The sequence below is a fragment of the Vreelandella profundi genome (assembly GCF_019722725.1).
Lineage (GTDB): Bacteria > Pseudomonadota > Gammaproteobacteria > Pseudomonadales > Halomonadaceae > Vreelandella > Vreelandella profundi.
Genome location: NZ_CP077941.1, coordinates 3,014,240 through 3,039,233 on the forward strand (window position 1 = coordinate 3,014,240; position 24,994 = coordinate 3,039,233).

26 protein-coding genes are annotated in these 24,994 nt (G+C 54.3%); 7 read left to right on the plus strand and 19 right to left on the minus strand.

The window, feature by feature from the left end:
- Positions 1-59: 59 nt before the first annotated feature.
- Complete coding sequence (locus KUO20_RS13760; protein WP_235040403.1) at positions 60-500, minus strand: low molecular weight protein-tyrosine-phosphatase; 441 nt, start codon at positions 498-500, stop codon at positions 60-62.
- Positions 501-642: 142 nt separating this feature from the next.
- Entirely contained in the window at positions 643-1,776 is a 1,134-nt protein-coding gene (locus KUO20_RS13765; RefSeq protein ID WP_235040404.1) for a polysaccharide export protein, read from the minus strand.
- 618 nt (positions 1,777-2,394) lie between these two features.
- Between KUO20_RS13765 and KUO20_RS13770 the strand changes: the two genes are divergently transcribed.
- The 5 genes from KUO20_RS13770 to KUO20_RS13790 all read left to right on the plus strand — a co-directional run bounded on the left by KUO20_RS13770 (position 2,395) and on the right by KUO20_RS13790 (position 6,914).
- Positions 2,395-2,697 (plus strand): hypothetical protein, encoded by a 303-nt coding sequence (locus tag KUO20_RS13770; RefSeq protein WP_235040405.1) that lies wholly within the window; start codon positions 2,395-2,397, stop codon positions 2,695-2,697.
- A gap of 80 nt (positions 2,698-2,777) precedes the next feature.
- Positions 2,778-3,440 carry a hypothetical protein gene (locus KUO20_RS13775; RefSeq protein WP_235040406.1) on the plus strand — a complete coding sequence of 221 codons (663 nt, stop codon included), beginning with the start codon at positions 2,778-2,780 and terminating at the stop codon, positions 3,438-3,440.
- Positions 3,441-3,505: 65 nt separating this feature from the next.
- Positions 3,506-4,342 carry a hypothetical protein gene (locus KUO20_RS13780; protein WP_235040407.1) on the plus strand — a complete coding sequence of 279 codons (837 nt, stop codon included), beginning with the start codon at positions 3,506-3,508 and terminating at the stop codon, positions 4,340-4,342.
- A complete protein-coding gene (locus KUO20_RS13785; protein ID WP_235040408.1) occupies positions 4,342-6,456 on the plus strand; it encodes a YjbH domain-containing protein in 2,115 nt (704 codons plus the stop codon). The genes KUO20_RS13780 and KUO20_RS13785 overlap by 1 nt, the downstream gene beginning before the upstream one ends.
- 140 nt (positions 6,457-6,596) lie before the next feature.
- Positions 6,597-6,914 carry a hypothetical protein gene (locus KUO20_RS13790; RefSeq protein WP_422823146.1) on the plus strand — a complete coding sequence of 106 codons (318 nt, stop codon included), beginning with the start codon at positions 6,597-6,599 and terminating at the stop codon, positions 6,912-6,914.
- Between the two features lie 378 nt (positions 6,915-7,292).
- On the opposite strand, the gene KUO20_RS13795 is transcribed toward KUO20_RS13790, so the two are convergent.
- Positions 7,293-7,571 (minus strand): helix-turn-helix domain-containing protein, encoded by a 279-nt coding sequence (locus KUO20_RS13795; protein ID WP_235040410.1) that lies wholly within the window; start codon positions 7,569-7,571, stop codon positions 7,293-7,295.
- A gap of 137 nt (positions 7,572-7,708) precedes the next feature.
- On the opposite strand from KUO20_RS13795, the gene KUO20_RS13800 reads away from it, so the two are divergent.
- Complete coding sequence (locus KUO20_RS13800; RefSeq protein ID WP_235040411.1) at positions 7,709-8,740, plus strand: serine hydrolase domain-containing protein; 1,032 nt, start codon at positions 7,709-7,711, stop codon at positions 8,738-8,740.
- Positions 8,741-8,751: 11 nt separating this feature from the next.
- Here KUO20_RS13800 and KUO20_RS13805 read toward each other — a convergent pair whose 3' ends face one another.
- Both KUO20_RS13805 and KUO20_RS13810 read right to left on the minus strand, forming a co-directional pair.
- Complete coding sequence (locus KUO20_RS13805) at positions 8,752-9,345, minus strand: exopolysaccharide biosynthesis protein (RefSeq protein WP_235040412.1); 594 nt, start codon at positions 9,343-9,345, stop codon at positions 8,752-8,754.
- Positions 9,338-9,802 carry a tellurite resistance TerB family protein gene (locus KUO20_RS13810; RefSeq protein WP_235040413.1) on the minus strand — a complete coding sequence of 155 codons (465 nt, stop codon included), beginning with the start codon at positions 9,800-9,802 and terminating at the stop codon, positions 9,338-9,340. Before KUO20_RS13810 ends, KUO20_RS13805 begins: the two co-directional genes overlap by 8 nt.
- A gap of 228 nt (positions 9,803-10,030) precedes the next feature.
- On the opposite strand from KUO20_RS13810, the gene KUO20_RS13815 reads away from it, so the two are divergent.
- Complete coding sequence (locus KUO20_RS13815; protein WP_235040414.1) at positions 10,031-10,387, plus strand: helix-turn-helix domain-containing protein; 357 nt, start codon at positions 10,031-10,033, stop codon at positions 10,385-10,387.
- Between the two features lie 30 nt (positions 10,388-10,417).
- Here KUO20_RS13815 and KUO20_RS13820 read toward each other — a convergent pair whose 3' ends face one another.
- The 14 genes from KUO20_RS13820 to KUO20_RS13885 all read right to left on the minus strand — a co-directional run bounded on the left by KUO20_RS13820 (position 10,418) and on the right by KUO20_RS13885 (position 24,950).
- Positions 10,418-11,440, minus strand: a complete 1,023-nt coding sequence (locus tag KUO20_RS13820; protein WP_235040415.1) for a nucleoid-associated protein — start codon at positions 11,438-11,440, stop codon at positions 10,418-10,420.
- A gap of 37 nt (positions 11,441-11,477) precedes the next feature.
- Complete coding sequence (locus tag KUO20_RS13825) at positions 11,478-12,239, minus strand: ABC transporter permease (RefSeq protein WP_096277875.1); 762 nt, start codon at positions 12,237-12,239, stop codon at positions 11,478-11,480.
- Positions 12,236-13,171: an ABC transporter ATP-binding protein gene (locus KUO20_RS13830; protein WP_235040416.1), complete on the minus strand. Its 936-nt coding sequence runs from the start codon at positions 13,169-13,171 to the stop codon at positions 12,236-12,238. Before KUO20_RS13830 ends, KUO20_RS13825 begins: the two co-directional genes overlap by 4 nt.
- Positions 13,172-13,242: 71 nt before the next feature.
- Complete coding sequence (locus KUO20_RS13835) at positions 13,243-13,521, minus strand: peptidylprolyl isomerase (protein ID WP_096277871.1); 279 nt, start codon at positions 13,519-13,521, stop codon at positions 13,243-13,245.
- A gap of 69 nt (positions 13,522-13,590) precedes the next feature.
- On the minus strand, positions 13,591-14,781 hold the full coding sequence (locus KUO20_RS13840) for a serine hydrolase (RefSeq protein WP_235042488.1): 1,191 nt from the start codon (positions 14,779-14,781) through the stop codon (positions 13,591-13,593).
- 59 nt (positions 14,782-14,840) lie between these two features.
- Complete coding sequence (locus KUO20_RS13845; RefSeq protein WP_235040417.1) at positions 14,841-15,950, minus strand: heparan-alpha-glucosaminide N-acetyltransferase domain-containing protein; 1,110 nt, start codon at positions 15,948-15,950, stop codon at positions 14,841-14,843.
- Between the two features lie 150 nt (positions 15,951-16,100).
- Positions 16,101-16,400, minus strand: coding sequence for a hypothetical protein (locus KUO20_RS13850; protein ID WP_096277867.1), 300 nt, complete (start codon positions 16,398-16,400; stop codon positions 16,101-16,103).
- A gap of 318 nt (positions 16,401-16,718) precedes the next feature.
- A complete protein-coding gene (locus tag KUO20_RS13855) occupies positions 16,719-18,125 on the minus strand; it encodes a sugar porter family MFS transporter (protein WP_235040418.1) in 1,407 nt (468 codons plus the stop codon).
- Positions 18,126-18,198: 73 nt separating this feature from the next.
- The gene (locus KUO20_RS13860) at positions 18,199-18,969 is read right to left on the minus strand and encodes an SDR family NAD(P)-dependent oxidoreductase (RefSeq protein ID WP_235040419.1); all 771 of its coding nucleotides are present in this window, start codon (positions 18,967-18,969) and stop codon (positions 18,199-18,201) included.
- Positions 18,970-19,011: 42 nt separating this feature from the next.
- Positions 19,012-20,175, minus strand: coding sequence for a Gfo/Idh/MocA family protein (locus tag KUO20_RS13865; RefSeq protein WP_235040420.1), 1,164 nt, complete (start codon positions 20,173-20,175; stop codon positions 19,012-19,014).
- A gap of 30 nt (positions 20,176-20,205) precedes the next feature.
- On the minus strand, positions 20,206-21,261 hold the full coding sequence (locus KUO20_RS13870; protein WP_235040421.1) for a sugar phosphate isomerase/epimerase family protein: 1,056 nt from the start codon (positions 21,259-21,261) through the stop codon (positions 20,206-20,208).
- Positions 21,262-21,384: 123 nt separating this feature from the next.
- Positions 21,385-22,338, minus strand: coding sequence for an ABC transporter substrate-binding protein (locus KUO20_RS13875; protein WP_235040422.1), 954 nt, complete (start codon positions 22,336-22,338; stop codon positions 21,385-21,387).
- 76 nt (positions 22,339-22,414) lie between these two features.
- Positions 22,415-23,458 (minus strand): ABC transporter permease, encoded by a 1,044-nt coding sequence (locus KUO20_RS13880; RefSeq protein ID WP_235040423.1) that lies wholly within the window; start codon positions 23,456-23,458, stop codon positions 22,415-22,417.
- Positions 23,439-24,950 carry a sugar ABC transporter ATP-binding protein gene (locus KUO20_RS13885; protein ID WP_235040424.1) on the minus strand — a complete coding sequence of 504 codons (1,512 nt, stop codon included), beginning with the start codon at positions 24,948-24,950 and terminating at the stop codon, positions 23,439-23,441. Before KUO20_RS13885 ends, KUO20_RS13880 begins: the two co-directional genes overlap by 20 nt.
- Between the last annotated feature and the right edge of the window lie 44 nt (positions 24,951-24,994).

Here is a 24,994-nt window from a genome sequence, read left to right on the forward strand (position 1 = left end):
TTATTTACATCCACGTTTGCTAATTAGGGCTCGTTCTTTACAACCATTTAGAACAGTTTTCACGCTAGCTTTTTGATCCACAGCTCAGTGGCTTGGGCCACTAGCTGGTGAACATGCTCAAAGGCTTCCAAGCTTTTTTGGTAGGGATCGGGAATATCACGCCCCTGGCCTTCTTCCAACCAATGGCCTAAGCGCATTGTTTTACCCATCACGGCCGGTGCAAGCTCAGCTACTGCCCGGCGTTGGCCGTCGCTCATGACTAATATCAAATCAGCCGCCTGAAGCATCTCAGGCGTTAGCTGCCGTGCTTTGTGGCTGCTAACGTTTAGGCCTGCCTGTTCCGCTAGCTGCCGGGCCGTGGGGTCAACGCCCTCATCCACTCTTGCGCCCAACCCCGCCGATGAAAACTCTTTGCCCGGAAGGCGCGCACGCAGCATGGCCTCTGCTACTGGGCTGCGGCATATATTGCCAATGCATACCACTAAAATACGCTGAAACATTATTTAACACTTCCTGCTGCGTGCGCGTTACTCACTGCTAATCATGGCTTTATCTAAGCGTAATGATTATCCGCTGAGCGCTGCTTAAAGCCTGTACGGCAATGCCCAAGCCTCAAGCTATCGCCTTTATACCAGTGCTTTGTTACAAATCGCGTGAATCACTAACACTTTCCCCGGCAAAACCAGGTAAGCGTATAGACGGCAACAGTTGACTAATCACACGGTTCCAACGGGCAATGGGTGCGGTGGTCACATAGACCACGTCGTTTGGCTGCATTGAAAAGCCGCTGCCTAGCACCAGCGCTGCCGCATTGCCAATATCTAATTGGTAAACCGTAGCCAGGCGCTCGCTGCCTTGCTCATTACCGCGAATTACAAAAATGCCGGATGGCTCAGCGGTGGCTTCATCCACCCCGCCCGCACGCGAAAGCACATCGGTCAGCGACAACCGCTCGTTACCTAGGCGCACGTTACCTGGCTTAAGAACTTGCCCCATTACCGCCACGGCCTGGTTTTCTGAACTAGGCACGTGCAGCACATCACCGTCTTGTAATAAACGGTTCTGGCTTTGATCGCCCTCACGCATCAGGCGAAATAGCGAAAGGCGTTCTTCGACTCCGTTACGAGTTAGATATATTTCATGCCAGTTGGCTTCTTCCCCAGCGCCGCCCGCTTGGCTAATCGCATCGGCCACGGTGAGAGGCACCGTGGTAACAGGCACGCTACCCGGCTGCCCAACCGCCCCACTGACTAAGACTTTTTGTGAGCGAAAGGCTGCGATATTCACATCTACCTGAGGCTCTTGAATTACACCTGCTAAGCGCTGTGACAATAAACGGCGAACTTCTTCAAGGCTCAAACCGGCTACTTGGAGGTGGCCGGCAAACGGATAAAAAATGGTGCCGTCGTTGCGCACCTGATTACCGGCATCTTCTGCGCGGCGCTCGCTGCCCGCAGGAATAGTTAGCTCTGGGTGGTCATAAACAATAATGGTAAGCACGTCACCGGGGCCGATTAGGTATTCCCAGGTGTCAATTGCTTGGCTTAACTCTGCTGACATTGGCGTAGCGCGGTTGCCTATACGGGGCATAGAGGCAATTAAGCCTGGGGTAATCGGCTGTACATCAACGAGGTCGTCAATAGGGGCGGCTTGGGTGTTGTAATCCATATGCCCGCCGGGCGCCAGCGCGCAGCCAGAAAGTGCAAGCACGCCGATTAAGGCGGCAGCAAAAGGTAGCCGCCGCAGAGGGCGTGCGGCAATACGACACTGATACATCCGCTTTACTCAAGTGGTGGGTTATCACGACACCTGTAACACTTTTGCTAGCAGGCTTACTTGTTTGAATCGTTAACTTTTATGAGCCTGGCATCCTACCTAACTCGGCATCAATACGCTAGAAGAAATCTAACAATCATGGCTGTATGTAGCTGACTATTTTCCTGCCCATTTTTAGTACTTTTCACAGCCTAAACTATCGAGTAATTATCATCACTTAGACACTTAACTTGATACCTTTATTAAGTAGCACTATTTAATATTATCGTGTCATAAAAAAGCACCAAATGAGTCACTAATATGTCTAAATCCTAATCTATCCTATAGGCCACAGCCTGGCCGCCAGCCCTATGGTTGATGCTTTTTGTCCGCCAGCCTCGCTCTTGCGATGCAGGTGGCAGCATTTGCCACCCATTATGACTAGCTAATTGAAACGATGGTGCGGCGCGTTGATAAAAACAGATCAAAATTTTAGTTTGGGACTATGCTTGGGATGAGTTGCGCGCTACTATTTAGGCAATATTTTGTCTTAGATTTTTACGCGCAGATTACTTTTTTGCGCTAAACATTAAGCCAATATTGTTTTGCACTTAATTCTTGCTGATAGGAGATAGCGTTATGATGAAGAAATCACTGGCTTTTCTAGCCATTGCCGGCATGTTAGCTTCGCCTTTGGCGCTGGCTCAAACGCCACCTACCGCTACTGGCGGCAGTACCTCTACAAGCACGCCTACCAATGCAAGCACACCCACCGCTAGCGGTGGTGTAGCGGGTGGCGGTGCAGCTACGGGTGGTTTGGCAGGCGCACTAGGTGTTAGCACAACGGTACTCGTTGTTGGTGCTGCGAGCCTTGTGGTTCTGGGTGTTGCCGTTGCCTCTGCAGATTCAGCCGGTTCTAGTGGCACTACCGGCACGAACTGAGGTTGCGCTTGAAATCTTCTATTCGGCACTTGCCTCTTTGTTGTTCTGCGTTACCCAAAAGCCGCCTAACAGCGGCTTTTGTGCGTCATGCATTGGCCCTCGCCATCGGCGGTGGCCTGTTTACCCTGAGCGGCTGTAGCGTTATTGAGAACTCACCTGCCGGCAGGGCCGTGGCACTTTTAAGCCCTAGCAGTGGCCAGGCCACCGCCGAACAGGCGGAAAGCATTGCGTTTGCTTCTCTTTCGATTACTACCTCTACTCAACGGGGCTTAGTTGTATTAGGCGCCCAGGGCGGGGAGCAGACGCATTGGCCCATGGCAGAAAGTGGCTTTTTAAGCCTTTACCAGGGCGGGCTCTATGCGGCCGCGACCGCACAGGGGGATTTGTTAGCTACTCGCTATTCGCTCGCTAACGAAGTTAGCGCTCGCATGCCTTGGCAGCTTAATTCCCCTGCGGTCTTTAGCATAGAACGCCATTGGGTTGATCAGGCAGGCCTTAGCCATGCCCAGCGTGCAAAGGGTCGTATGCTGTGTGGCCCTGCTGAGCAGCGCTCGCTGTTACTCACCGCGCTTTCTCTTCAGCCTTGCCAGGCCACTTATGCTTGGGATAACGGGCAAATCACACAGGTGTTGTGGTGGAGAGACCCTGCTACGCTGCGGCTGTGGGAAGTTGAAGAGCAGGCTTGGCCCCAGGGCCCTGAGATTAGCTGGCAAGTTGCTCGGCCATGGTGGGATAGCGAATAACAACGCTTACGTTAGCCCCCCTAAATAATCGTATTACGTTACTCGATGCCGCTAAAGCGAGAGATATGAGAATTACAACTTACCGCTCTAACTGCTGGGCGTACGTATCGTTAACTAAACGCTTGTTCACTACGGCATTACTGGCAGGCTCAGTGCTGTTAACCACAGCAGCGATTAGTCGTGCCGATACTGTTGCACCTGCGGCGCCTACGCTTGCCGATGCCTGGCTTGAAACATTGCCGCAGCTAACGGAACCCGTTAGCTGGAGCCATGCGTATGCATTATTGGCCGCTGATCAAGAGCGCTTTCAGCAAGAGCGGCGCTACCTAGTTGAAGAGCTTAATACGCTTATTATTAGTGCACAGGCAGCTGGCAATACACTCTATCGACAAACCATCGCCGCGTGGCGAGACACGTTGCGCAGCTTAGAAGGCCAGCCGCTGCGCAGCCCTGAGCGCTTAGATTTACTGAAGCTGGGCACTAACCTGCGTGAAGCCCCGCTGCTTGACCGCGTTATTCATTGGGGCGCTTGCGAAATACCTACCTGGGTAGAAGTTTGGGGGCTACAAGGCGTTACTCGCACCGCTTGGCAACCTGGCATGACGCTCGATACGCTCGCCCACGGCCTCAACGCCCGCGCCTTTACGTCTATCGATTATGTGCACCTTGTTACTCCTCAGGCCGAGGTGATCCGGCGCGGCATTGCTGCCTGGAACCATGAAGATACCCCGCTTGCCCCCGGTAGCCGCATCGCGATTGAACTGCCCACTCGGCAAGGATTGATGGGGGCGCTACCGTTTCCAGGCACGACCCATGAGCTTGATATTATTAATCAGCGGCTGCCTGGCGTGCTAGCTGCGCAACTTCCTGGCGACCAGTGCACTCAATGGCAAGCTCAATAATGTATCCCTTGGCTTTTTACGGTTTTAATCGCGTTGGCTCTAAACGTTTGTCAGTGTGTGCGCTGTTAGCAACGACCAGTTTCTTGTCGTGCTCGGCAGCGGCTGATGGTATTGCTGGGCAGCTGGGCACGGGGCAAAGTGACTTTGGCGGCGTGGGCATTATGCAAACGCCCTCCGCGCGGATGAATCCGCTAGGCGAAATGTCGGTGAGCTTTAGCCGGACGGCCCCCTACCGGCGCTATAACGTTTTCTTCCAGCCAACCGAGTGGTTTGAAGGCGGCTTTCGCTATGTAGAGGTTGAGAACCGTCAATCGGCGCTTTTTGATCGTAACCTTGATAAAGGCTTTGATGCCAAGCTTCGCTTGTTGGATGAAACCCGCTATTGGCCTCAACTGGCCGTGGGCGCACGGGATATCGGAGGCACCACGCTATTTGGGGCTGAGTATTTAGTCGCCAGTAAGCGTTGGTATGACCTGGATTTCACGGCAGGCTTTGGTTGGGGCTACTTAGGCAACGCGAGTGATATCGACTCGCCGCTAGGCTGGCTGGCTGACCGCTTTGATGACCGCTCAGAAAGCAGCGGCGCAGGTGGCGGCGAGCTTAATACAGGCCAGTTTTTTGCTGGCCCTGCCGCTTTTTTCGGCGGCATCGAGTACCAAACCCCTTGGAACCCGCTAATACTGCAGTTGGAATATGAAGGGAATAACTATTCCGATGAGCCACAGGGTAACAATCAGGCGCAAGACAGCCGCTTTAACGCCGGGGCGCGCTTAGCCATTAGTGATAATGCTGAGCTGCACGCCGGCTGGCAGCGCGGTAATACGGCCATGGCCGGTATAACGTTTAACCTGAACTTGGCAGGGCTTAGCCAAGTCAAAAATGACCCGCGCCCGCTGCCGTTAGGGGCTGAGCCTCAGGCGGATTGGGCGACGGTCAGCCAAGTGCTAAACGACAATGCGGGCATGCAGGTAGAACGCATTTCTCGGCGTGGCGATAGCATTACGGTGACAGCGCAGCCGGAGCAGTTTCGATCATTGGCCCAAAGCGAGGGCCGCGCTAACCGTATTTTGCATGCCCAGGCCGACAACAGCATCGATTCTTTCCGGTTTGATTGGCAAGAGCGAGGGCTACCGCTGCGCGAAAGCGTGCATAACCGTGAGCAGTTTGCTCAGGCGGCCACCTCTGCTGACCTGGAATACGCCTACCGCTACGGCATTTATGCCCAGGCAAGTCTGGGCAATAGTGCAGGTGAAACTCTTTACGAAGCCCCCGCTCAACGCTTTAGCTGGCAGCTAGGCCCACAGATCGACCAAAACTTTGGCGGCCCTGACGGCTATCTTTATCGCCTAAAGGCAGTGCTCAGCGGGGAATATCAAACGGACCCCAACGGTTGGTTTTCAGGTAGCTTAGCGTGGACGCTGCTAGACAACTTAGATAACTACGAATACATCGCGGATTCTAACCTGCCGCGGGTGCGCACCTTTATTGGCGACTACCTGACGGAATCCTCGCTGGGTATTGAGCATTTGCAGTACACCCGCACTGCGAAGCTAAGCGACAATGTATATGCCATGGGCTATGGCGGCTTGTTGGAAATGATGTACGCCGGCGTGGGCTCGGAGGTTCTCTATCGGCCGTTTGATGCGCCCTGGGCGTTCGGTGCCGACGTTAACTGGGTTCGCCAGCGCGAGTTTGAGCAACGCTTTGAATTACGTGATTACAGCACCTGGACCGGCCATTTTAATGCGTATTTAGAAACCGGTATTGAAGATGTGCTGGCCAAGGTGAGCGTGGGCCGCTATTTAGCCGGTGATTTTGGGGCAACGTTAGACTTTTCCCGCGAGTTTGACTCAGGCGTGCGCATTGGCGCCTGGGGAACTTGGACCGATGCAGGCGATGACTTTGGTGAGGGTAACTTCGACAAGGGCTTATACCTAGCCATGCCGCTAGATGCCTTTTTCACCTTCTCAAGCAGAGAACGCGCAACAATACGCTGGCAGCCGCTTACACGCGATGGCGGCGCACGCTTGAACCGACAGTACGAGCTTTACGATTTAACCCAAGAGCGGGATATGGGTAATTATTGGAAAGACTACGATCGCATGTGGCGCTAACAAGCGTGTCGGCAGCATCGATCACATTATAGACATTGATCCAATCTAGACCTAGGCCAGACCTAGACCTTAGTCTATAATGCGCTGCACAAGCCCACCTTGGGCTGATTGCAGGAGAACATACGATGTCTACATTACTTATGCCTGCCGAGCTAATAAAAGCGCCTGCGCGCCTTGCGCATGTACAGCGCAGCCTTCGCCAGTGTTTATCGATTGCCGCCGAGCTGCTTTATGACCATGGCCATGTGCTAGAAACCATTACCCTGCCCCAGCGCGGTTTAACCCGCCGCGAGCTGCTAGCACTAAGCGCCACAGCCCCTAGCTGGGCAACCTGCCAAGAGGTGATGGAAACCAGCGAAGCCGCCACGTTTAACGAGCATGGCCGCTTTGTACTGACCCACCTAGGCCGTGAGCTGATGTTTGATATGTTTGGACAAGGCGCCGCTGACTGCGCCTAGCAGCTCGCGGATAGAAATCCCTAAACACAGTCACAGAAATACTTAAACGCAGCGCATAAAAAAGCCCGCCGTATAAAACCGGCGGGCTTTTTTGTCATGGTGTTAACGCAGACCAAGCATCGAAAGAATGAACAGAACTACCACGATAAGACCGATGATGTAGATAATATTACGCATAGGGCGCTCCTTGCTTAGTGCGTTTCAGGGAAAATCAAAGGGTTGCTCACCCTTGAACTAGCACCCACATCCTAGCAGGCTTTTGAACCTTTTGCGTAGTGTTGACGCGTTTCGGGGCTCAAAATGTGTCTTTAAGTGAGGCTCTGCCTTGATGGGCCATTACAGTCTCTGCCAACAGCACTTCAACCGTGTCGATACGCTTCATTTGCGACCCCGTGTGCGCCCTTGCCGTTTAATCTCCTCAATCGACACGGGTTGCTCTAATTTAAAAAGCTCTGCAAATTGGCGTGTGGAGCCCAGCGCAGTGGCGATAAGCACTAAACCCTCAAGGGTGATCTGCCCATTAGACTCAAACCGCTTAATGGTTGACTCGGAAACGCCGGCCATCTGTGCCAGCGTTTTGCGCGAAAGATTCTGTGCCAGCCGCGCCTCCTGCGCATTGGCACCGATCCGTTGCGCCAGTTCTCCAGGAGAGAACAAAGCGTGAGCGGCTCTTAATATGAGCGGGCACAGGCATGACGGAACCTCCACCCCGCCAGTAAGCTCAAAGCTTTTTCTTTGTACCGAATACTTTATACCCAGTTTTAAACCCAGTCCTTTAAACCCAGGATATTGCAATGCGCGCTCATGTTTTTCCGATTTCGCTCGCCATTATGTGGTTATTTCCTATCGTTAGTGCCGCCGCCAACGAACCTTCCTCTAATGCGCTCAAGGCGCTTGATCAGCAGGCCGCTGCGCTCAGTCGCGTGCATAATGTCGTGGTGGCTTACGAAGGCGAGATTATCCATGAGCTTCACCAAGGTGGGCCGGGCGTGGCCTCGCCTGCCAACATTAAATCGCTGTCTAAAACGGTGCTTGCGGCCATTACCGGTGCGGCGATTGAGGCGGGCGTTATCGAATCCGTTGAGCAGCCGATGGTTGAGCTGTTTGGCGAACACCTTCCTAGCGGCACTGACCCGCGGGTTAACGAGATCACCGTGGCGCATTTACTGGCCCAGCAGGCGGGATTGGAGAGCACATCGGGAAGCAACTACAGCGCCTGGGTTGCTAGCCCCAACTGGGTGAACGATGCGATCACACGCCCTTTTGTTGATGAACCCGGTGGGCAAATGCTCTATTCAACCGGCACCAGCCACTTACTTTCCGCCGCGCTCACCCATGCCAGCGGCGAGACCACTCATGCCCTTGCTCAGCACTTGCTGGGTGATCCGCTCAATATCAATATTCGCCCCTGGCTACGTGACCCGCAGGGTATCTATTTTGGCGGCAACGATATGCAGCTTTCACCGCGGGCGCTGATTGAGATAGGTGAGCTTTATCGCACCGACGGCATCGTATTAGATGAAAGCGGCAATGAGCAGCGCATACTGCCTGAAGGCTGGGTTGCTACTTCGTGGCTGCCGCGCGGTTCGTCCCCTTGGACCGGTGACGGCTATGGCTTTGGTTGGTTTATAACCCAGCTGGCAGGAGAAGACGTGTACTACGGGCGCGGCTACGGCGGCCAAGCGCTGTACGTTATTCCCGAACGGGAGATGACCGTGGTAATTACCTCAGACCCCAACCCACCCTCGCCGGGCGGGCAGTTTCAGCAGCAGTTAAATAGGCTGGTAGTTGGTTTGCTGAGTAGTAGGGCCGAGTCGGAACGCTAGATTCGCGTTTTTTAGAACAGGCTCATGGCGATAAAAACGCAGGTAGCGCCGAATAGCGCAAATCCAAGCAGCAGCGCAAGGCCGTCGCGAGCGACTAAACCTAAGCCCAGCAGCGTTAACGCTAACCCGGCACCGTTGGCTGAAAAGGGAATAAACTCCATCGGTGGCATGGCCAGTGCGATCAGCAAGCACACAACCGCCGTTACGCGAATACCGATATACCCCGTGAGCCATGGCAAGCGCACCCGCAGCAATCCATCAATCCAGCGGGCGGGCTTTTTCATCCATTTAATGGCCTTATCGAACTTTTCTCGTGAAAGAGAGCGCTTCAGCAGCCAGTTGGGCAACCAAAATGCTTCACGCCCCGCCAACAGTTGCCCAGAAACTAACAGCACCAACACGGCCATTAACGTTGGCATGCCGGGAATATCGCCAATAATCGGTGCCAACGTAATCAACCCAGCCACTAGCAATAGCGGCCCAAACGAGCGCCGCCCCACGGCGTAGACCACATCATTAACGCTAACCCGTGAAGCGTCCTGCTCCATCTCTTCTATTGAGTCAATTAAATCCATTAACTTCGAGTCTTCGTTGCGGTTATACATCGGGGTTATGGCGCTCCTCTACTTGGAGTTTGGTGCGGATAAAATCGCTGTGGCTAACGTACAGTAAGTCTGCCAGACGGCGAATGCGGTGCTCTTCGAGCGGGTCGACACTACCGTCGGCCCAGGCCAGCTGCCACATTTGTGATACCAGCTCGCGGCGCTGGTCGTAGCTGTAATGGTCTTTAATCAGGCTAACAAACTGATAGTGGTCAACGGCGTCTTCTACCTGCGCTTCGGCCATCGCCATCAGCTCTTCTGCGGCGCTTTCGCTTAACCGATAGCGAGTCAGCAGCATCGTGCGCAGGGTGGCCAACTCTTCATCGGTGGTGTTGTAGTCCGCCCGCACGATTTCACATAGCAACGCCGCCGTGGCTAGCTCCAACGTTAGGGTGTGGTTTTCGCGCTGTTCTGGCTGCGCTAGTGTGCGCTGGAAAAAATCACTAATGGCGTTCAGCATGGGTGTTTTCCTAGATAGTTGTCGGCCTGGATAGTTATCGACTTCTGACCGCGCCTAACGATTGAAGTGCATCGATTTATACATCTTGCACCTAAATACGCGGATCTAACGAGGATTGCTTGAAAACGACCTTTGGATATAACATTGCCCCCTAGCTGAATAAGGTCGTATGGGTGAAATTCATCGGCACTCACAATCAATACGATGAAGTAGATGCGGAGACCGTCAATGCCTATTAAACCCATTCGCAATGATCACGATTTACAGACTGCTTTTCAGCGTCTTGAGACTATATTTCAAGCTGAGGAAGGCACGCCCGAGAGTGATGAAATGGAGGTGCTTGTCACTCTTATTGAGGCTTACGAGAGCCAACACTACCCTATTGCTCCGCCTGATCCGATTGAGGCTATCACGTTTCGTATGGAGCAAAATGGGCTTACCCGCCAAGACCTAGAGCCTCTTTTAGGATCCAGCGGGCGTGTCTCTGAGATATTAAACCGTAAACGCAAGCTGTCTCTCAAAATGATGAAGAACCTGCATGATACGTTAAATATTTCTTATGAAAGCTTGATGAGCCAGGCATGAAAAACCTCTCAGCTTTCACAATCAGGCCGCTCAATCTTGCTTGGTAAGTTGCTCTCTTAACTGCTTGGGCACTTGCTTGATGATCAAGCGGTCTTGAGCGGCATCGTATTCAATGCTTGAACCCAGCAGATGCGAGTCAAAGCTGATTGAAACGCCCCCCGCGCGGCCGGTAAAGCGCCGGAACTGGCTTAAGGTGCGCTTATCGGGCGGAATCTCTGGCGAGAGCCCGTAATCGGCGTTGCGGATATGCTCGTAAAACGCTTTAGGCTGCTGCTCATTGACGAGCCCTGAGAGTTCTTCAAGCGTCATCGGTTCCCCGCGGCGCAGCTGCTCGTTGGCGTAGTCCACCAGCGTATCGGTTTTGTCGCGGCTGACTTCTTCATCGAAATCTTCTTTTTCGACGTAGTCGCTAAACGCCTTAAGCAGCGTGCGCGTTTCAGCCGGCGAGTCGATGCCCTCCTCCATGCCTAGCAATGCGATCAAGCCTTCAGCCAGTTTTTTACCGCCACGGTCTTTCAAGAACGAGACGTACTGCGCGTTAGGCGCATCGCTTTGCCACTGGGTGAGGTTGATGCGCGCAGCTAACGTGAGCTGACTGGTGTTGAGCTGGGCGGCGGGCACGGCGTGATGCTCAGGATTAATGCCAATGCCTTCGCGCTGGTGCACTAACGCGACCAGCAGGGTTTCCGTATCGCCCTGACGCTGATGGCTGATCACTAAATAGCCACTGACTGACAGCTGCTCTTGTAGCTGCTTGGCCAGCCGCTCAGCTAATGAAACGGAAAGCTCAGCAAAGCTTTGCTCACCGGCTAAGTAGTCGCGCAGCCACATGGCCAGGGGCCCCGCCTGTTCGCCCTCTTCCACGAAGCGCCCCCAGCCCTTGGGCTTGGTGTTGTAGGTGTCATTGAGCGCACCTACTAGGCTCGTCATCACCGGGTCGTCACTCGGTTCTGAAAAACCGGCTTCTGAAGTGCCCGGCGCGGCGGTCAAGGTTAAGCGCTCACCGTCTAGCGTCGGGTCAAGGCGGTGCACAATACTTTGCAGTAGCGGCATAGGGGGTTATCAGTATCCAAGGGTTAGAAGTTTTGACTCAAGGCTTGAGGCGATAGCCGGTGCGGAACATCCAGCTAATAGTGGCCAGGCAAACCGTTAGAAATAGCGCAATCATACCTACGCTCGCCGCTAGGCTTACGTCGCTAATGCCGTAAAAACTCCAGCGAAAGCCGCTCACCAAGTACACCACGGGGTTCGCTAAGGTGACGGTTTGCCAAAACGGCGGCAGCATATCGATGGAGTAAAAGCTGCCCCCAAGAAATGTCAGCGGCGTGATGACTAGTAGCGGCACAAGCTGCAGCCGGTCAAACCCATCGGCCCAAATACCGATAATAAAACCGAGCAGACTAAAGGTGACGGCTGTAAGCACTAAAAAGCTCAGCATCCAAAACGGATGGGCGATTTCTAGCGGCACAAAAAAGTTTGAGGTGGCTAAAATAATCAGCCCCAGCAGAATCGATTTCGAGGCCGCCGCCCCTACGTAGCCAATCACAATTTCAAGGTGCGAAATAGGCGCTGAAAGCAGCTCGTAAATACTGCCGGAAAACTTGGGAAAAAAGATCCCAAACGACGCGTTGGAAACACTTTGCGTCAGTAGCATCAGCATAATCAGCCCTGGCACAATAAACGCCCCGTAGCTTACCCCGTTGATCTCACTGATGCGCGAGCCAATCGCGGCGCCAAACACCACAAAATATAGCGAGGTGGAGATGACGGGCGAAACGATACTTTGCAGCAAGGTGCGGCGCGTGCGGGCCATTTCCGCCATATAAATGGCGCGAACGGGATGAAGGTTCATGCGCGCTCCTTAACTAAATCGACGAAAATATCTTCAAGCGAGCTTTGCCGGGTGTTGAGGTCTTTAAAGGCCACCCCTTCACGTTCTAAAGCGCTCAGCAGTTCTGACATGCCGCGCCCGTCTTCTTCTTGGCGACCGTCGTAGGTATAAATAAGCTCATGGCCTTCTGCTGCCAGGCTTAGCTCGAAGCGCTGTAGAGCTGCGGGCACTTCGGTCAGCGGCGTTTGTAGATTAAGCGTTAGCTGCTTGCTGCCTAGCTTACTCATCAATACCGCTTTCTCTTCAACCAGCACAATCTCGCCATGATTGATGACCCCGATACGATCGGCCATCTCTTCGGCTTCTTCGATATAGTGCGTGGTTAAAATAATGGTGACGCCGTTGTCACGCAGTTGGCGCACGACTTCCCACATCTCGCGGCGCAGCTCAACATCAACGCCGGCGGTGGGCTCATCTAGAAACAGAATGCGCGGCTCATGCGAAAGCGCTTTAGCAATCAGCACCCGGCGCTTCATGCCACCTGACAGCGTCATTAGCCGGTTGTGGCGTTTACCCCACAGCGCTAGCGATTTCAGCACTTTTTCGATATGCGCAGGGTTGGGTGGCTTGCCAAACAGGCCACGGCTGAAACTGACCGTGTTCCACACCGTTTCAAACGCTTCGTTGGTGAGCTCTTGCGGCACCAGCCCGATGCGTTCGCGGGCTTGGCGGTACTGGCTGACGTTATCAAAACCGTCGATGACGACGTGGCCAGCGGTCGGATTGACCAAACCACAGACCACGCTAATCAGGGTTGTTTTGCCCGCCCCGTTGGGGCCAAGCAGGGCAAATATTTCACCGCGCTGAATCGTTAAATCGACACGGGTTAACGCCTGAAAGCCACCTTCATAGGTTTTGTTCAGGCCGTTAATGGTAATAATTGGGTCGTTCAAGGCGTACTCCTCACGCCGCGCCCCTCAAAGGGTCGCGGCGCTTGACGGCCTTCAGGCAAACGTTGCGGACATTAGCTGCGGCTGGTGATTTCTAACAGGTGGTAACCGAACTGTGTTTTGACCGGGCCGTGTACCTGGCCTACTTCGTCGTTGAAGACGACTTTGTCGAACTCAGGCACCATTTGACCGGGGCCGAAAGTGCCCAGATCACCGCCTTGGCGGCTAGAAGGGCAGCTAGAATGCTGCTTAGCGACGTCAGCAAAATCGCTGCCGCTCTCAATTTCTTTTTTAAGTGCTAGGCACTGTTCTTCACTGCTGACCAAAATGTGGCGGGCGCTGGCGCGTGACATAAATTGCTCCTAAAGTGGTTTTTTTCGTCGCCGTTTTGATACCAACGGAAACGAGGACGGACTAGTTTATCATGGCCTGCCAAGAGCACCACTGCGGCGTAACGCTTCACCCACACTGGCCATCGCCCGCTCATGAGCGCTTAAGGCCGCAGGGCCGCGCATACAGCTAACAATCACCCAGGGGCCATCGGCGTTAATATCGGCCTGTTCGCGCTGGGCCTGTTCGCGCAGGGCAATGCCCGCATCGCAGCTGCGCCGCTGCTGAGTGCCGGTTTTATGCGCGAAGGTAATGCCTTCACCCAAGCCCGCTTTGAGGCGCTGCTTGCCGGAGCTCGTTCGCCGCATCACCTCTAATAGCGCTTGGCGCTGCTCGGCATCTAGATTGTCCGGGCCGTCCTGCTCTTGTGAAAGCCCTTGCTGCGCGCCGTATAGGCTCGCCAGTAAATCACCGTAAGCACTCAGCGTGCCTACATTCTCGCCCGTGGCTTCGTAGGCATCAAAGGCGTGGTCGTAATCCGGCTGCGCGAAGGTGTCGGCGCTCACCTCCAGCACGCGGGCGAGTGCCTGAGCACGCTGGCTCACCGCGTGTTGGCGCAGCGCCATGAAGTCCATGCCGCCCAGCGCACGAGCATCGGGGTGCAGCTGGCCATAAATACCTTGGCGCACGCCGACTAGCTTGGTAATAGGGCCGATTTCAGAGGGATCACCACCGCTTGCCGCGATCATTCTGCGCGCACGCGCATTAACCGCCGCCAGCCCTACTCGATCAATCAACATATCGGTGGCGGTGTTATCGCTGACAGTAATCATTTGCTCCATCAAGTAGCGAATGGAAATAGGCGTGCCGGGGTCGTGCCAATTAGTGGGGCCCGCGCCATCGACAAAGTCGCTGCGCGCAAGCGTTAAGCGCTCATCTAGGGTGAGCGTGCCCGCCTGGCGCTCAGCCAGCACCTGGGCCGCGACCGGCACTTTAATCAACGAGGCCAAATACCAAGGGTCATCAGCACGCCAAGAGTAGGCTTCGCCAGTGGCCAGGTTCTGTACATAAACGCCTAGCTGGCCGCCAAACACACCTTCGATGGCCTGCAGTCGAGCAGTTAAATCGCCCTGCCAAGCGCTGCGCTTATCTACCTCGTAGTACCAGCTAGTCTCGTACCCATTAGTATCGTACTCATTGGTCTCGTCAGCCTGTGCAGAGGCAGGCAGTACGTTGAAAAGAGCTACGATGGGAAAAGCTACGATGAGAAGCGCCAGCGCCATCAGCCCACGCCGTATCCAATGTCGCAAATGCGTTACCTCTTTTATGCTGTATATAAAAATCAGCGATGAGCGGCCATCCAGCGGGTCACCCAAATCCATGCGGCGGCACCAATTATCAACAGCCCGCCAATGCCGAGCGCCTGTGGATAGCTGTAAAGGCCGTCGCCTTGCAATAGAAAGCGCAGCACCAAGAAAATCATCACAATGTGGAAAATAAACGCCTTCAGCGCGTCTGTGCCAATCATGGTCAGTGGCATTAATACCTTGGCCGCACGGGCGCCCCCGGCCAGTGCAAGGGCTAACAGCACCAGCGCACCGCCTAAGCTAAACAGCATAAACTCAAGCCCCGGCGGATGCTTGCCAACGTTATTCGCCACCGCCAGCATAGCCGCGTGCACATCGCCGCTGGCAAATGCTAAGGCGTAAAACCCGGCGACCATGAGCGCTCCAAGCCCCAATAGCGTAAGCACTAAGCGACGCCGCGCTACGGGCTCAAAGTAGCAGCGTAGCAGCGCCTCACCAATAAGCAGCCCGACTAAAATCAGCGGTGCACGGCTAATCTGACCCCATGCGTAGTGGTCTTCGTGGTCGACCAGCAGCGCTTTCAGAATATCGTTACCGCCGAAGCTAAGGCTTTGCAGCCACACCGTTAGCGCGACGAAAACACCAATCGTGGCGAGGCGGCTCCACAGCGGCGCCCGCGCCCATAGTGGCAATATCAGCGGCACCCACAGCAGCGCGATAGCGTAGAAGCCTAAGATTTCCGTCCATATCGCAAAGCGCCCGTAGAGCAAGGCATCTACAATATCGCCGGGGGGGTAGAACGGCAGCATTTCAATCACGAGCAGCGCTTTGTACCAGAACCAGACTTCCACGGCGCGCAGCCAAAGCTTGAGCCTACGCTTGGGCCAGTCATCGCTTTGAGTATGCGACAAAAATGCCACGGCCAAGGCAATACCGAAGACTAAAATAAACAGCGAGGAAGAAAACTTTGTCAAAAAATGAATCGGCACCATACCCCAGTCCGGCACATTGCGTATGCCAACTAGCCCACTGACCGCGTGACTCATAATCATCAAGCCAATCGCCAGGCCACGCGCCAAATCAATGGCCTGTATACGGCCCTCGGCCTTGGGTAATTGGGGTATTTGCGACCATGTCAGCTGCATCGAGACATCCTTGTAGAGGAGCAATGCACCATTATATCTTGCGCCTTAGTTGATGGCCTTAACGGTCAGGCATAAAAATGCCCCGCAATGAACGGGGCATTTTGTGGCTCATCCTTGAGCCCGAGAAAAGTTATTCCTTAAAGATCGCAATTACCACCCGGAATCGCCCTGCTGATCGTCAGTGGTGGGTGCTTCTTGCTCCTCTTCCTCTTCTTCGAAAGTGAATTCTTCCTCTTCCTCTTCATACTCCGTTCCTACGTCCTGGCCTTGCTCTTGCTCAGTGTCGTAAGAGTTGTAGGTACCTTGATCGTCTTGCATGGTTTCTTCTTGCGGTGTCGGTTCTTGCTCTGTGCCACTACCTTCCATTTGTGCAAATGCGAGAGGGCTAGCCATCAGGCCAAACGATACACCTAGGATGCCAAGCTTCTTGAGAGAATCCTTCTTCATCATGATACTGCCTCCTAATAACGTTACTTCTTAAACCGCAATACGAGGATCATAAAGTGGTTTAAAGGTTAAGAACGTCAGGCCTCTTGCCTGCTCCGTTCTTACCTAAATCATTGCAGCCCGCGTGCCACCTACTGGCAATCATTAATAAAAATCATTACCAAACAGCATCTTATAGCTTACTAGACCATGCCAAGTATTTGTTTTTATTAACAAAAATTAATATTTTATTGGCTATAACTGACACATGCTCCTTAACGGTACAGCCAAACGGGGCAATGTAAGCCTGCTATATTTAATTGCCCCGCCTGAATTTACCGTTTACTCATAGGTCATTTCTTCAAGCTCTTTACCGCGTGTTTCTTTGACAAAGAGAACAACGAAGAAAACCGAGGCCACGGCACTGATCGCATAAAAACCGTAAGCACCGAACAGCCCGACGGAAGCCAACATGATAGGAAATGTCATGGTAATACCGAAGTTGGCTAACCATTGGAAAAGGCCTGCAATCGCCAGCCCCGACCCTCGCATCTGATTGGGGAACATCTCGCCCAGCATTACCCACATCACTGGCCCCCAGGAAGCATTGAAAAACAGCACGTAAAGGTTGGCTGCAACGAGCGCAAACACACCCATATCGTCTGATAAGCGCAGACTACCATCGACCATTGTTGCGGTAGAGAAAGCATAGGAGAGGCAAGCCAGTGTTATGGCCATTCCCACGGAGCCGCCCCATAGCAGAGGCTTTCTGCCGATTTTGTCGATCAGCGCAATCGCCAAGAGGCAGGCGGCAATACTGACGGCCCCCGAAATCACATTAATCAGCAGCGCATCGCTTTCTGAAAAGCCGACTGACTGCCACAGCACGGCACCGTAATAGAACACCACGTTTATACCGACTAACTGCTGGAAAACGGCTAACCCAATGCCCACCCACACGATGCCATGCACCTTGCCCGTGGTGCGATTAAGCACATCGCTTAAACGCGGTTTATGATCACGATTCAGTGTGGCATTAACCTCTTTTATTTTGGGCTCAATTTCTTCCTCAGGCATCACCAAGCCAAGTACGCGGCGTGCCTCAGTGTCTTTACCCGTACTGATTAAATAACGTGGGCTTTCGGGAATAAACAATAACGCCACTAGGAAGATGGATGCAGGGATTAGTTCAATCCAGAACATCCAGCGCCACGTCGAAAAACCAAACCACAGCTCAGTCATTGCTGAACCAGAAACATACGCCAGCACATAATTACTCAGAAACGCCACAAAAAGGCCGGAAATAATCGCCACTTGCTGGATAGTGGCTAACCGACCGCGATAAGCGGAAGGTGCCACTTCACTAATGTAGGCTGGCGTCATGACACTGGCGGAACCTACCGCAATACCACCAAGAATACGGTACAGCACAAACTCCATAGAGCTGCCGGAAATACCCGACCCCCAGGCGCTGACCAGAAAAAACACTGCGGCCACAATAAGCAATGTGCGCCGCCCAAAGCGGTCCGCCAAACGACCGGCAAAGAAAGCCCCTATGGCACACCCCAACAGCATAGAAGCAACATTAAAGCCCGTGCCCGCGCTATCAGAGTTAAAAGAAGCCTGCAGGCCATCAACCGTACCGTTGATGACGCCACTGTCGAAACCGAACAAAAAACCACCGATGGCGGCAATGCAACATATCACCAGAATATAAGATGAGCGGCTTAGCGTTCGCTGTTGAGTCATACCGTAAGCTCCTTGTATTTATTATTGAACGTTTGTCATTAGCATCGCTTATGTCTATTAATACGCGTTCTTCCTAAGCCCAACCGGCGTCTACCGCCAGCTCTTGCCCGGTGATGGCCTGGCTTTCGGCGCTGGCCAAGAACAGCGCTACGGGCGCGATATGTACAGGTTCAAGCCGTAGTTTGAGACACTGGCGTTCTTGAATGACGGCTTCGTCATTGGGACCAATCCACTTTTCCAGCTGGCGTTCGGTCATCACCGAGCCGGGCACCAATGTATTAACGCGGATATTGTGCACGCCCAACTCCCGCGCCAGGCTGCGCGTTAAGCCATGTACCGCCGCTTTAGCGGTGACGTAGGCGGGCAAACCGCCCAGCGCCATTTGTACACTCACCGAGCCGAAATTAATGATCGAACCACCACCGTTTTTTATCATCTGTTCGGCCACCGCCTGGGCGGTAAAGAACATCGGCCGTAAGTTAAGCGACATCCGCTCATCCCAGTAGGCAACATCGATATCCCGCCAGGAGTGACGATCATCGCTGGCGGCGTTATTCACCAACGTATGGATAGGCCCGACGTTTTCGCCAGTCTCGGCGACGACCTGCTGTAGGCTCGCCACATCACGAATATCACAGTGGTGGTAAATCGGTGCTTGTCCGGTCTCGGTTTTAAGCGCCGCGACCAATGCGTGGCTGGCATCATCATTGATATCGACGAACACTACCCGCGCGCCCTGATGATGAAAGGCACGGGTAAGCTCGGCACCAATACCGCTGCCGCCGCCGGTAATAAAGACCACACGCTGGTCAAGGCTCGTATAGCGCACTGAGTGCTGGTTCATATCGATTCTCATATCCATTTGGTAGTGTCTTACTGATGCTTTTTAGAAATCGACCCACTGCCCACCCGCCTTAGACGACGCCAGTGCGCGAGTGATAAACGTCAAACCATCGACGCCATCGGTCACGTCCGGCGTTTTTGCTTCCAGCGCATTGGTAGTATCGCCACGTTGGCGCGCGTGGATTTGCAAGGCGAAATCGCGATAGAGCTGGGCGAAAGCCTCCAGATAACCTTCGGGATGACCAGCAGGGATACGCGCAGCGGCCATGGCAGCATCGCCAAGACCTGGGCCATTGCGCGTCAGTATTCGCGTGGGCTCTCCCAGCGGTGAATGCATTAGCTGATTAGGATTTTCCTGTCGCCACTCAAGGCCACCGCGGCTACCGTAAACACGCAGCTGCAGGCCATTTTCGTTACCGGGCGCCACTTGGCTCGACCACAGCATGCCTCGCGCGCCGCCCTTAAAGCGCAGCAGCATATGCACGTTGTCATCCAGCGCTCGGCCCTCGACAAAAGTATGCATATCGGCGGCGAGTGATTCGAGCTCCAACCCCGTCACATAGCGTGCCAGGTGATAAGCGTGCGTGCCGATATCGCCCAAACAGCCCGCCGGGCCGCTGCGTTTGGGGTCGGTACGCCATTCGGCTTGCTTGATACCGCTTTCTTCCAGGCGCGTGGAAAGCCAATCCTGTGGGTATTCCACCTGCACCACGCGCAGATCACCCAATTCTCCATTAGCGACCATCTCGCGAGCTTGGCGTACCAGCGAGTACCCGGAGTAGTTATGGGTTAAGCCGAAGAACAGCCCGCTGCGTTCGACCAGTTCCGCCAGCGTTTGGGCTTCTTCCAACGTAATCGTCATCGGCTTGTCGCAGATCACATGAAAGCCCGCTTCTAGAAAGGTGCGCGCTACGTCGAAGTGCACATGGTTTGGCGTTACGATCGCAACCACGTCAATGCCATCCGCGCGCTTTTTCTCTTCCTCGGCCATGGTGCGGTAATCGGGATAGGCTCGATCAGCGGCTACATGTAGCTCTGCCGCCGACGCTTGGCTGCGTTCGGCGTCAGACGCAAAAGCCCCGGCCACCAGCTCATAGTGGTCATCAAGCCGTGCGGCAATGCGATGCACGCCACCGATAAATGCGCCCTGCCCGCCGCCGACCATTCCCAAACGTAGCCGCCGCGGCGTCTCGTGTTGATTGCTCATGTCGTCACCCATGTCGTAATTCTCTCCCTGCTATTTGAGTCCCAGAATGCGACGGTTGGCAGCTTCATCGGCCCCGCCAGCGGCAAAGTCGTCAAAGGCTCGTTCGGTCACTTCAATAATATGATCACGAATAAACACCGCGCCTTCGCGTGCGCCTACTTCCGGATGTTTCAGGCAACACTCCCATTCCAGTACCGCCCAGCCGTGATAGTCGTTGGCCGCCATCCACGAGAAGATCGACTTGAAATCGATTTGGCCATCGCCCAATGAACGAAAACGACCCGCACGGTCCGTCCATGACTGATAGCCCGAATAAACGCCCTGTTTAGGGCTGGGATTAAACTCGGCGTCTTTAACGTGAAACATCTGAATGTGCTCACGGTACACATCGAGAAAGCCGCGGTAGTCGAGCTGCTGAAGAATTAAGTGACTAGGGTCGTAAAGGATGTGACAGCGAGGATGGTTACCGACCCGCTCAAGGAACATCTCAAAAGTGATGCCGTCATGCAGATCTTCACCGGGATGAATCTCATAGCAGAGGTTCACTCCTGCCTCGTCAAAGGCATCTAGAATCGGCCGCCAGCGTTTCGCCAGCTCATCAAAGGCAGTTTCAATCAACCCAGCCGGGCGCTGGGGCCAAGGATAGATATACGGCCACGCCAGTGACCCGGAAAAAGTGCCGTGATCCGTTAGGCCAAGATTTTGCGAGGCTTGGGCAGCCATCTTAAGCTGGTTAACGGCCCACTCTTGGCGCGCTTTAGGATTACCCCGCACTTCGGGCACCGCAAAACCATCGAACATCTCATCATAAGCCGGGTGTACCGCGACCAGCTGACCCTGCAAATGAGTGGAGAGTTCAGTCAGCGATAGGCCGTGCTCGGCTAGCGTGCCTTTCACCTCATCGCAGTAGGTGCGGCTTTCAGCAGCACGCTTTAGATCGAACAGGCGGGCATCCCAGCTTGGGATCTGTACGCCTTTATAGCCAAGCCCTGCCGCCCAGGCGGCGATGCTATCAAGGCTATTAAAAGGAGCGTCGTCACCGGCGAACTGGGCGAGAAAGAGCGCTGGCCCTTTGATTGTTTTCATAGGACTCTCTTAATATCGTATCGATAAAGTGCGTGGGTAAGCGCGGGTGGGAGCGTTGCTTTTCACCCGCGCCTATCTAGTACTAAGCAATCAGTAGGCAATCAGTGCGTAATCAGACCGGGCTCAGAACGGCGAGTCGGGGAAGTAGTACTGCTCGGCGTTTTCCTGGGTGATCAGCGGGGAACCTAAAATGTACTCCCCCGTCACCGGGCCGTTCGAAACAAAGTGCTGCACGGTAAGATCCATGGCAGTGGCGATCATGCCGGGCGGATACAGTACATCCACCGGTACCAGCTCATCGCCGTCCATCACGCGTTTGATGATGTCCTTCATGCCAGCACCGCCAACAATAAACAGCTCGTCTTCACGATCTGCCTGGCGCACTGCTTCAATGACGCCTAGCGCGATGTCATCATCCTGTGCCCAAACGGCATCGATTTTGTCGAAACGGGCGAGGAAGTCCTGCATGACTTCAAAACCATCGTCACGATTCCAGTTGGCGTGCTGCATATCGAGCACATTGACCTCGGAGCCTTCAATGGCCTCCTGAAAACCTTGTACGCGCTCATCGTCAATGACCGTGGGAATACCGCGCAGCACGACAATGTCACCAGCGCCATCGAGCCGCTCACGAATATACTCACCGGACACGCGCCCCAGTTCATGGTTGTTACCCGCGACGTAAAGATCTTCAATGCCTTCTTCCGTCAGGCCACGGTCGACTACCGTTACGAAAACGCCGGAGTCCTTCACTCGACGCACCGGGTCAGTCAGTGGGCCTGACTCAAACGGCAGCACCACGAGGGCATCAATATTGCGTAATGATACCAAGTCTTCTAAATCGTTGGCCTGCTCGCCGGCCGTGCCCGCGGTCGAAATGGTGATTTCGATATCCGGGTACAGCGCTTCCAGCCGTTTTTTAGCCTCTTCGGCGTGATAGTTAACGCCGCCGGTCCAGCCGTGCGTGGCCGCCGGAATTGAAACGCCAATGGTGTACTCCTGGGCAACGACAGCGCCGGAAAGCCCTAGAGCTGTCGTGGTGGCGAGTGCGGCCACGGCGGTTTTAATACTTGGCATGTTGATACTCCTCTGCGGTTTGTACTTATTGTGTTGCGCTATCTTGTGTTGATTGCTTGGTTACCTGGCAGTGCCTTTACGTCCCTGTCTTCCTCCACGATGCACGTTGCAGATACACCGCCACAATGATGATAATCCCTTGCACCGTGCCGTTGAGATAGTTGGAGATGGCGTCCGTCAAATTGAGAATATTGCCAATCATGGTGAGCATGATGGCGCCCACCACCGTGCCCCAAATCCGCCCATGCCCGCCTTTCAGCATAGTGCCACCGATAATGACGGCGGCAATGGCCTCTAGCTCCCACAGCACCCCGGTCGCGCCGGATGCAGAGCCTAGCCTTGGCACATAAATGATGGTCGCCAGTGCCACGCATACGCCTTGCAGCATGTACGTCAGCGTTTTGACACGGTCGACATGAATCGCACTGTACTCAGCGACTTTTTCATTAGAGCCAATGGCAAAACAGTAGCGACCAAAGCGAGTGTAGTTGAGCAAGATATAGCCGATAACGGCGACGAAAAAGAACACCCAAACGGGAATGGTGATACCTAAAAAGCTGCCGTAGTAAACCGGGCGATAGATATCGCGCACCGCCCAGTCCAGCGTTAAGGTGCCGCCATCGGCAAGATAAGTAACCAGCGAACGATAGATTCCCATGGTGCCAAGAGTGACGATAAACGCCTCTATTTTGCCTTTGGTGGTGACGATGCCGTTGATAAACCCCGCGCATAGCCCGAGCAGTAACGAGGCGCCCACACCCAGCAAAATAGTGGTGATTCCTGCGCCGAACTGCTCAACCAGGCTATTCATCAGAATAATCATCACCCCGGCAATAAAGGCCGCCATCGCCCCTACCGAAAGATCCAGCCCACCGGCGGTAATCACGAACGTCGCGCCGATGGCAATAATGCCGATAAAGGCACTGCGCGTGAGCATATTGGAGAGATTATCTAGCCCCAGAAACGCCGGATTAATCAGCACCCCCAATAGCGCCAGGGCTACCAGCGCCACAAATGGCCCCCAGGTTTTCAGATCGATGGAGAAGCCTTTAGGCCTTGCTGCGGCGTTCTGGGCTGCGTTGTTCTGAGTTGTTTTATGATTAGGCATGGCGCTGCTCATCGACCCCTACTCCTTTAATGCCGGATGCGTACTGCATAATTTCTTGTTCATTTATTTGCTCACCTTCAAGTACACCGGTAAGCACGCCTGCACACATCACGGCGACGCGATGCGAAAGCCCTATCAATTCCCCCATCTCTGAAGAAATCAAAATGACCGAACGCCCCGCCTCGGTAAGCTCATGGATGAAGTGATAGATTTGGTGCTTGGTGCCCACATCGATACCCCGAGTAGGCTCGTTGATAATCACGATTTCGGGATCAATGGACATGACTTTTGCGAGCAGCAGCTTCTGCTGATTGCCACCGGAAAGCTCAGAAGCGGTGCGCGCAGCCGTCCGCAGTCGAATATCAAAGCGCTGGACGGCCTCTTGAAAGGCTTTTTCTTCGCGGCGGCGGTCTAGCAGCGGATGGCAGTGAGCGCGTAAATTCAGCAGGGTTACGTTTGAGCGCAGGTCCATATTCAGCACCAGCCCTTTGCCTTTGCGGTCTTCCGTCAAATAGGCAATACGCTGATGCACCGCATCGCGCAGGTGGCGCAACACAACCGGCTGACCGTTACGCAGCACCTGCCCTGCACTTTTCGCGCGCAGGCCAAGCACCGCTTCAATCAGCGCGGTGCGTCCCGCGCCGACTACGCCCCCAAAGCCCAGCACTTCACCGCGGCGCAACGTAAAACTGGCCTGTTTAACCGCGCCAGGCACGACGAATGCTCGCGCTTCTAATACCACCGGCGCATCGCTTGAAAGCACGGTCCGCGGTGGATACATCTCGGTAATTTCACGACCTACCATCAGACGCGCCAGCTCTTCTTTACTGCGCCCAGCCATCGGCCCGCTATCGATCAAGTGACCGTCGCGCAGCACGGTCACTTGATCAGCAATTTGCTCAATTTCACGCAGCTTGTGGGAGATATACAAAATGGCCACGCCGCGCTGGCGCAAGCGATCAATGAGGGCAAACAGCACCTTAACTTCGTTTTCGGTCAGGGTCGCCGTGGGTTCATCCATGATCAACACGCGCACATCACGGGTAATCGCTTTGGCGATTTCGACCATTTGTTGGTCGGACGTGCTCAGGTCTTTCACTCTAGAGCGGGGGTCAACGTGCGTTTCAAGCTCTGCGAGCGCCGCTTGGCTGCGCTCGCGCATTGCTCGACGATCCAGAAACGGCCCACGGCGCAGTTCGCGACCCAGAAAAATGTTTTCTTCCACGCTAAGCTGTTCCGCTAGCGCCAGCTCCTGATGAATCATCACCACGCCGTTAGCCTCGGCTTCGCCGCTTGAGCGGTAATGCTGCGGGCTGCCGTCGCAAAGCACCTCGCCCGAGGTTGGGCGAAGGTAGCCTGCGAGGATTTTCACCAACGTCGATTTGCCAGCGCCGTTCTCACCTAGCAGCGCGTGAACCTCGCCTGCCTGCAGGTCGAGATCAACATCGAAGAGCACCTGATTGTCGCCAAAAAAACGGCAGATATTGCGCGCCGACACGAGCATGAGGCCACCTATGATTACTATTATTATTGTCTGTAAGGCTTACT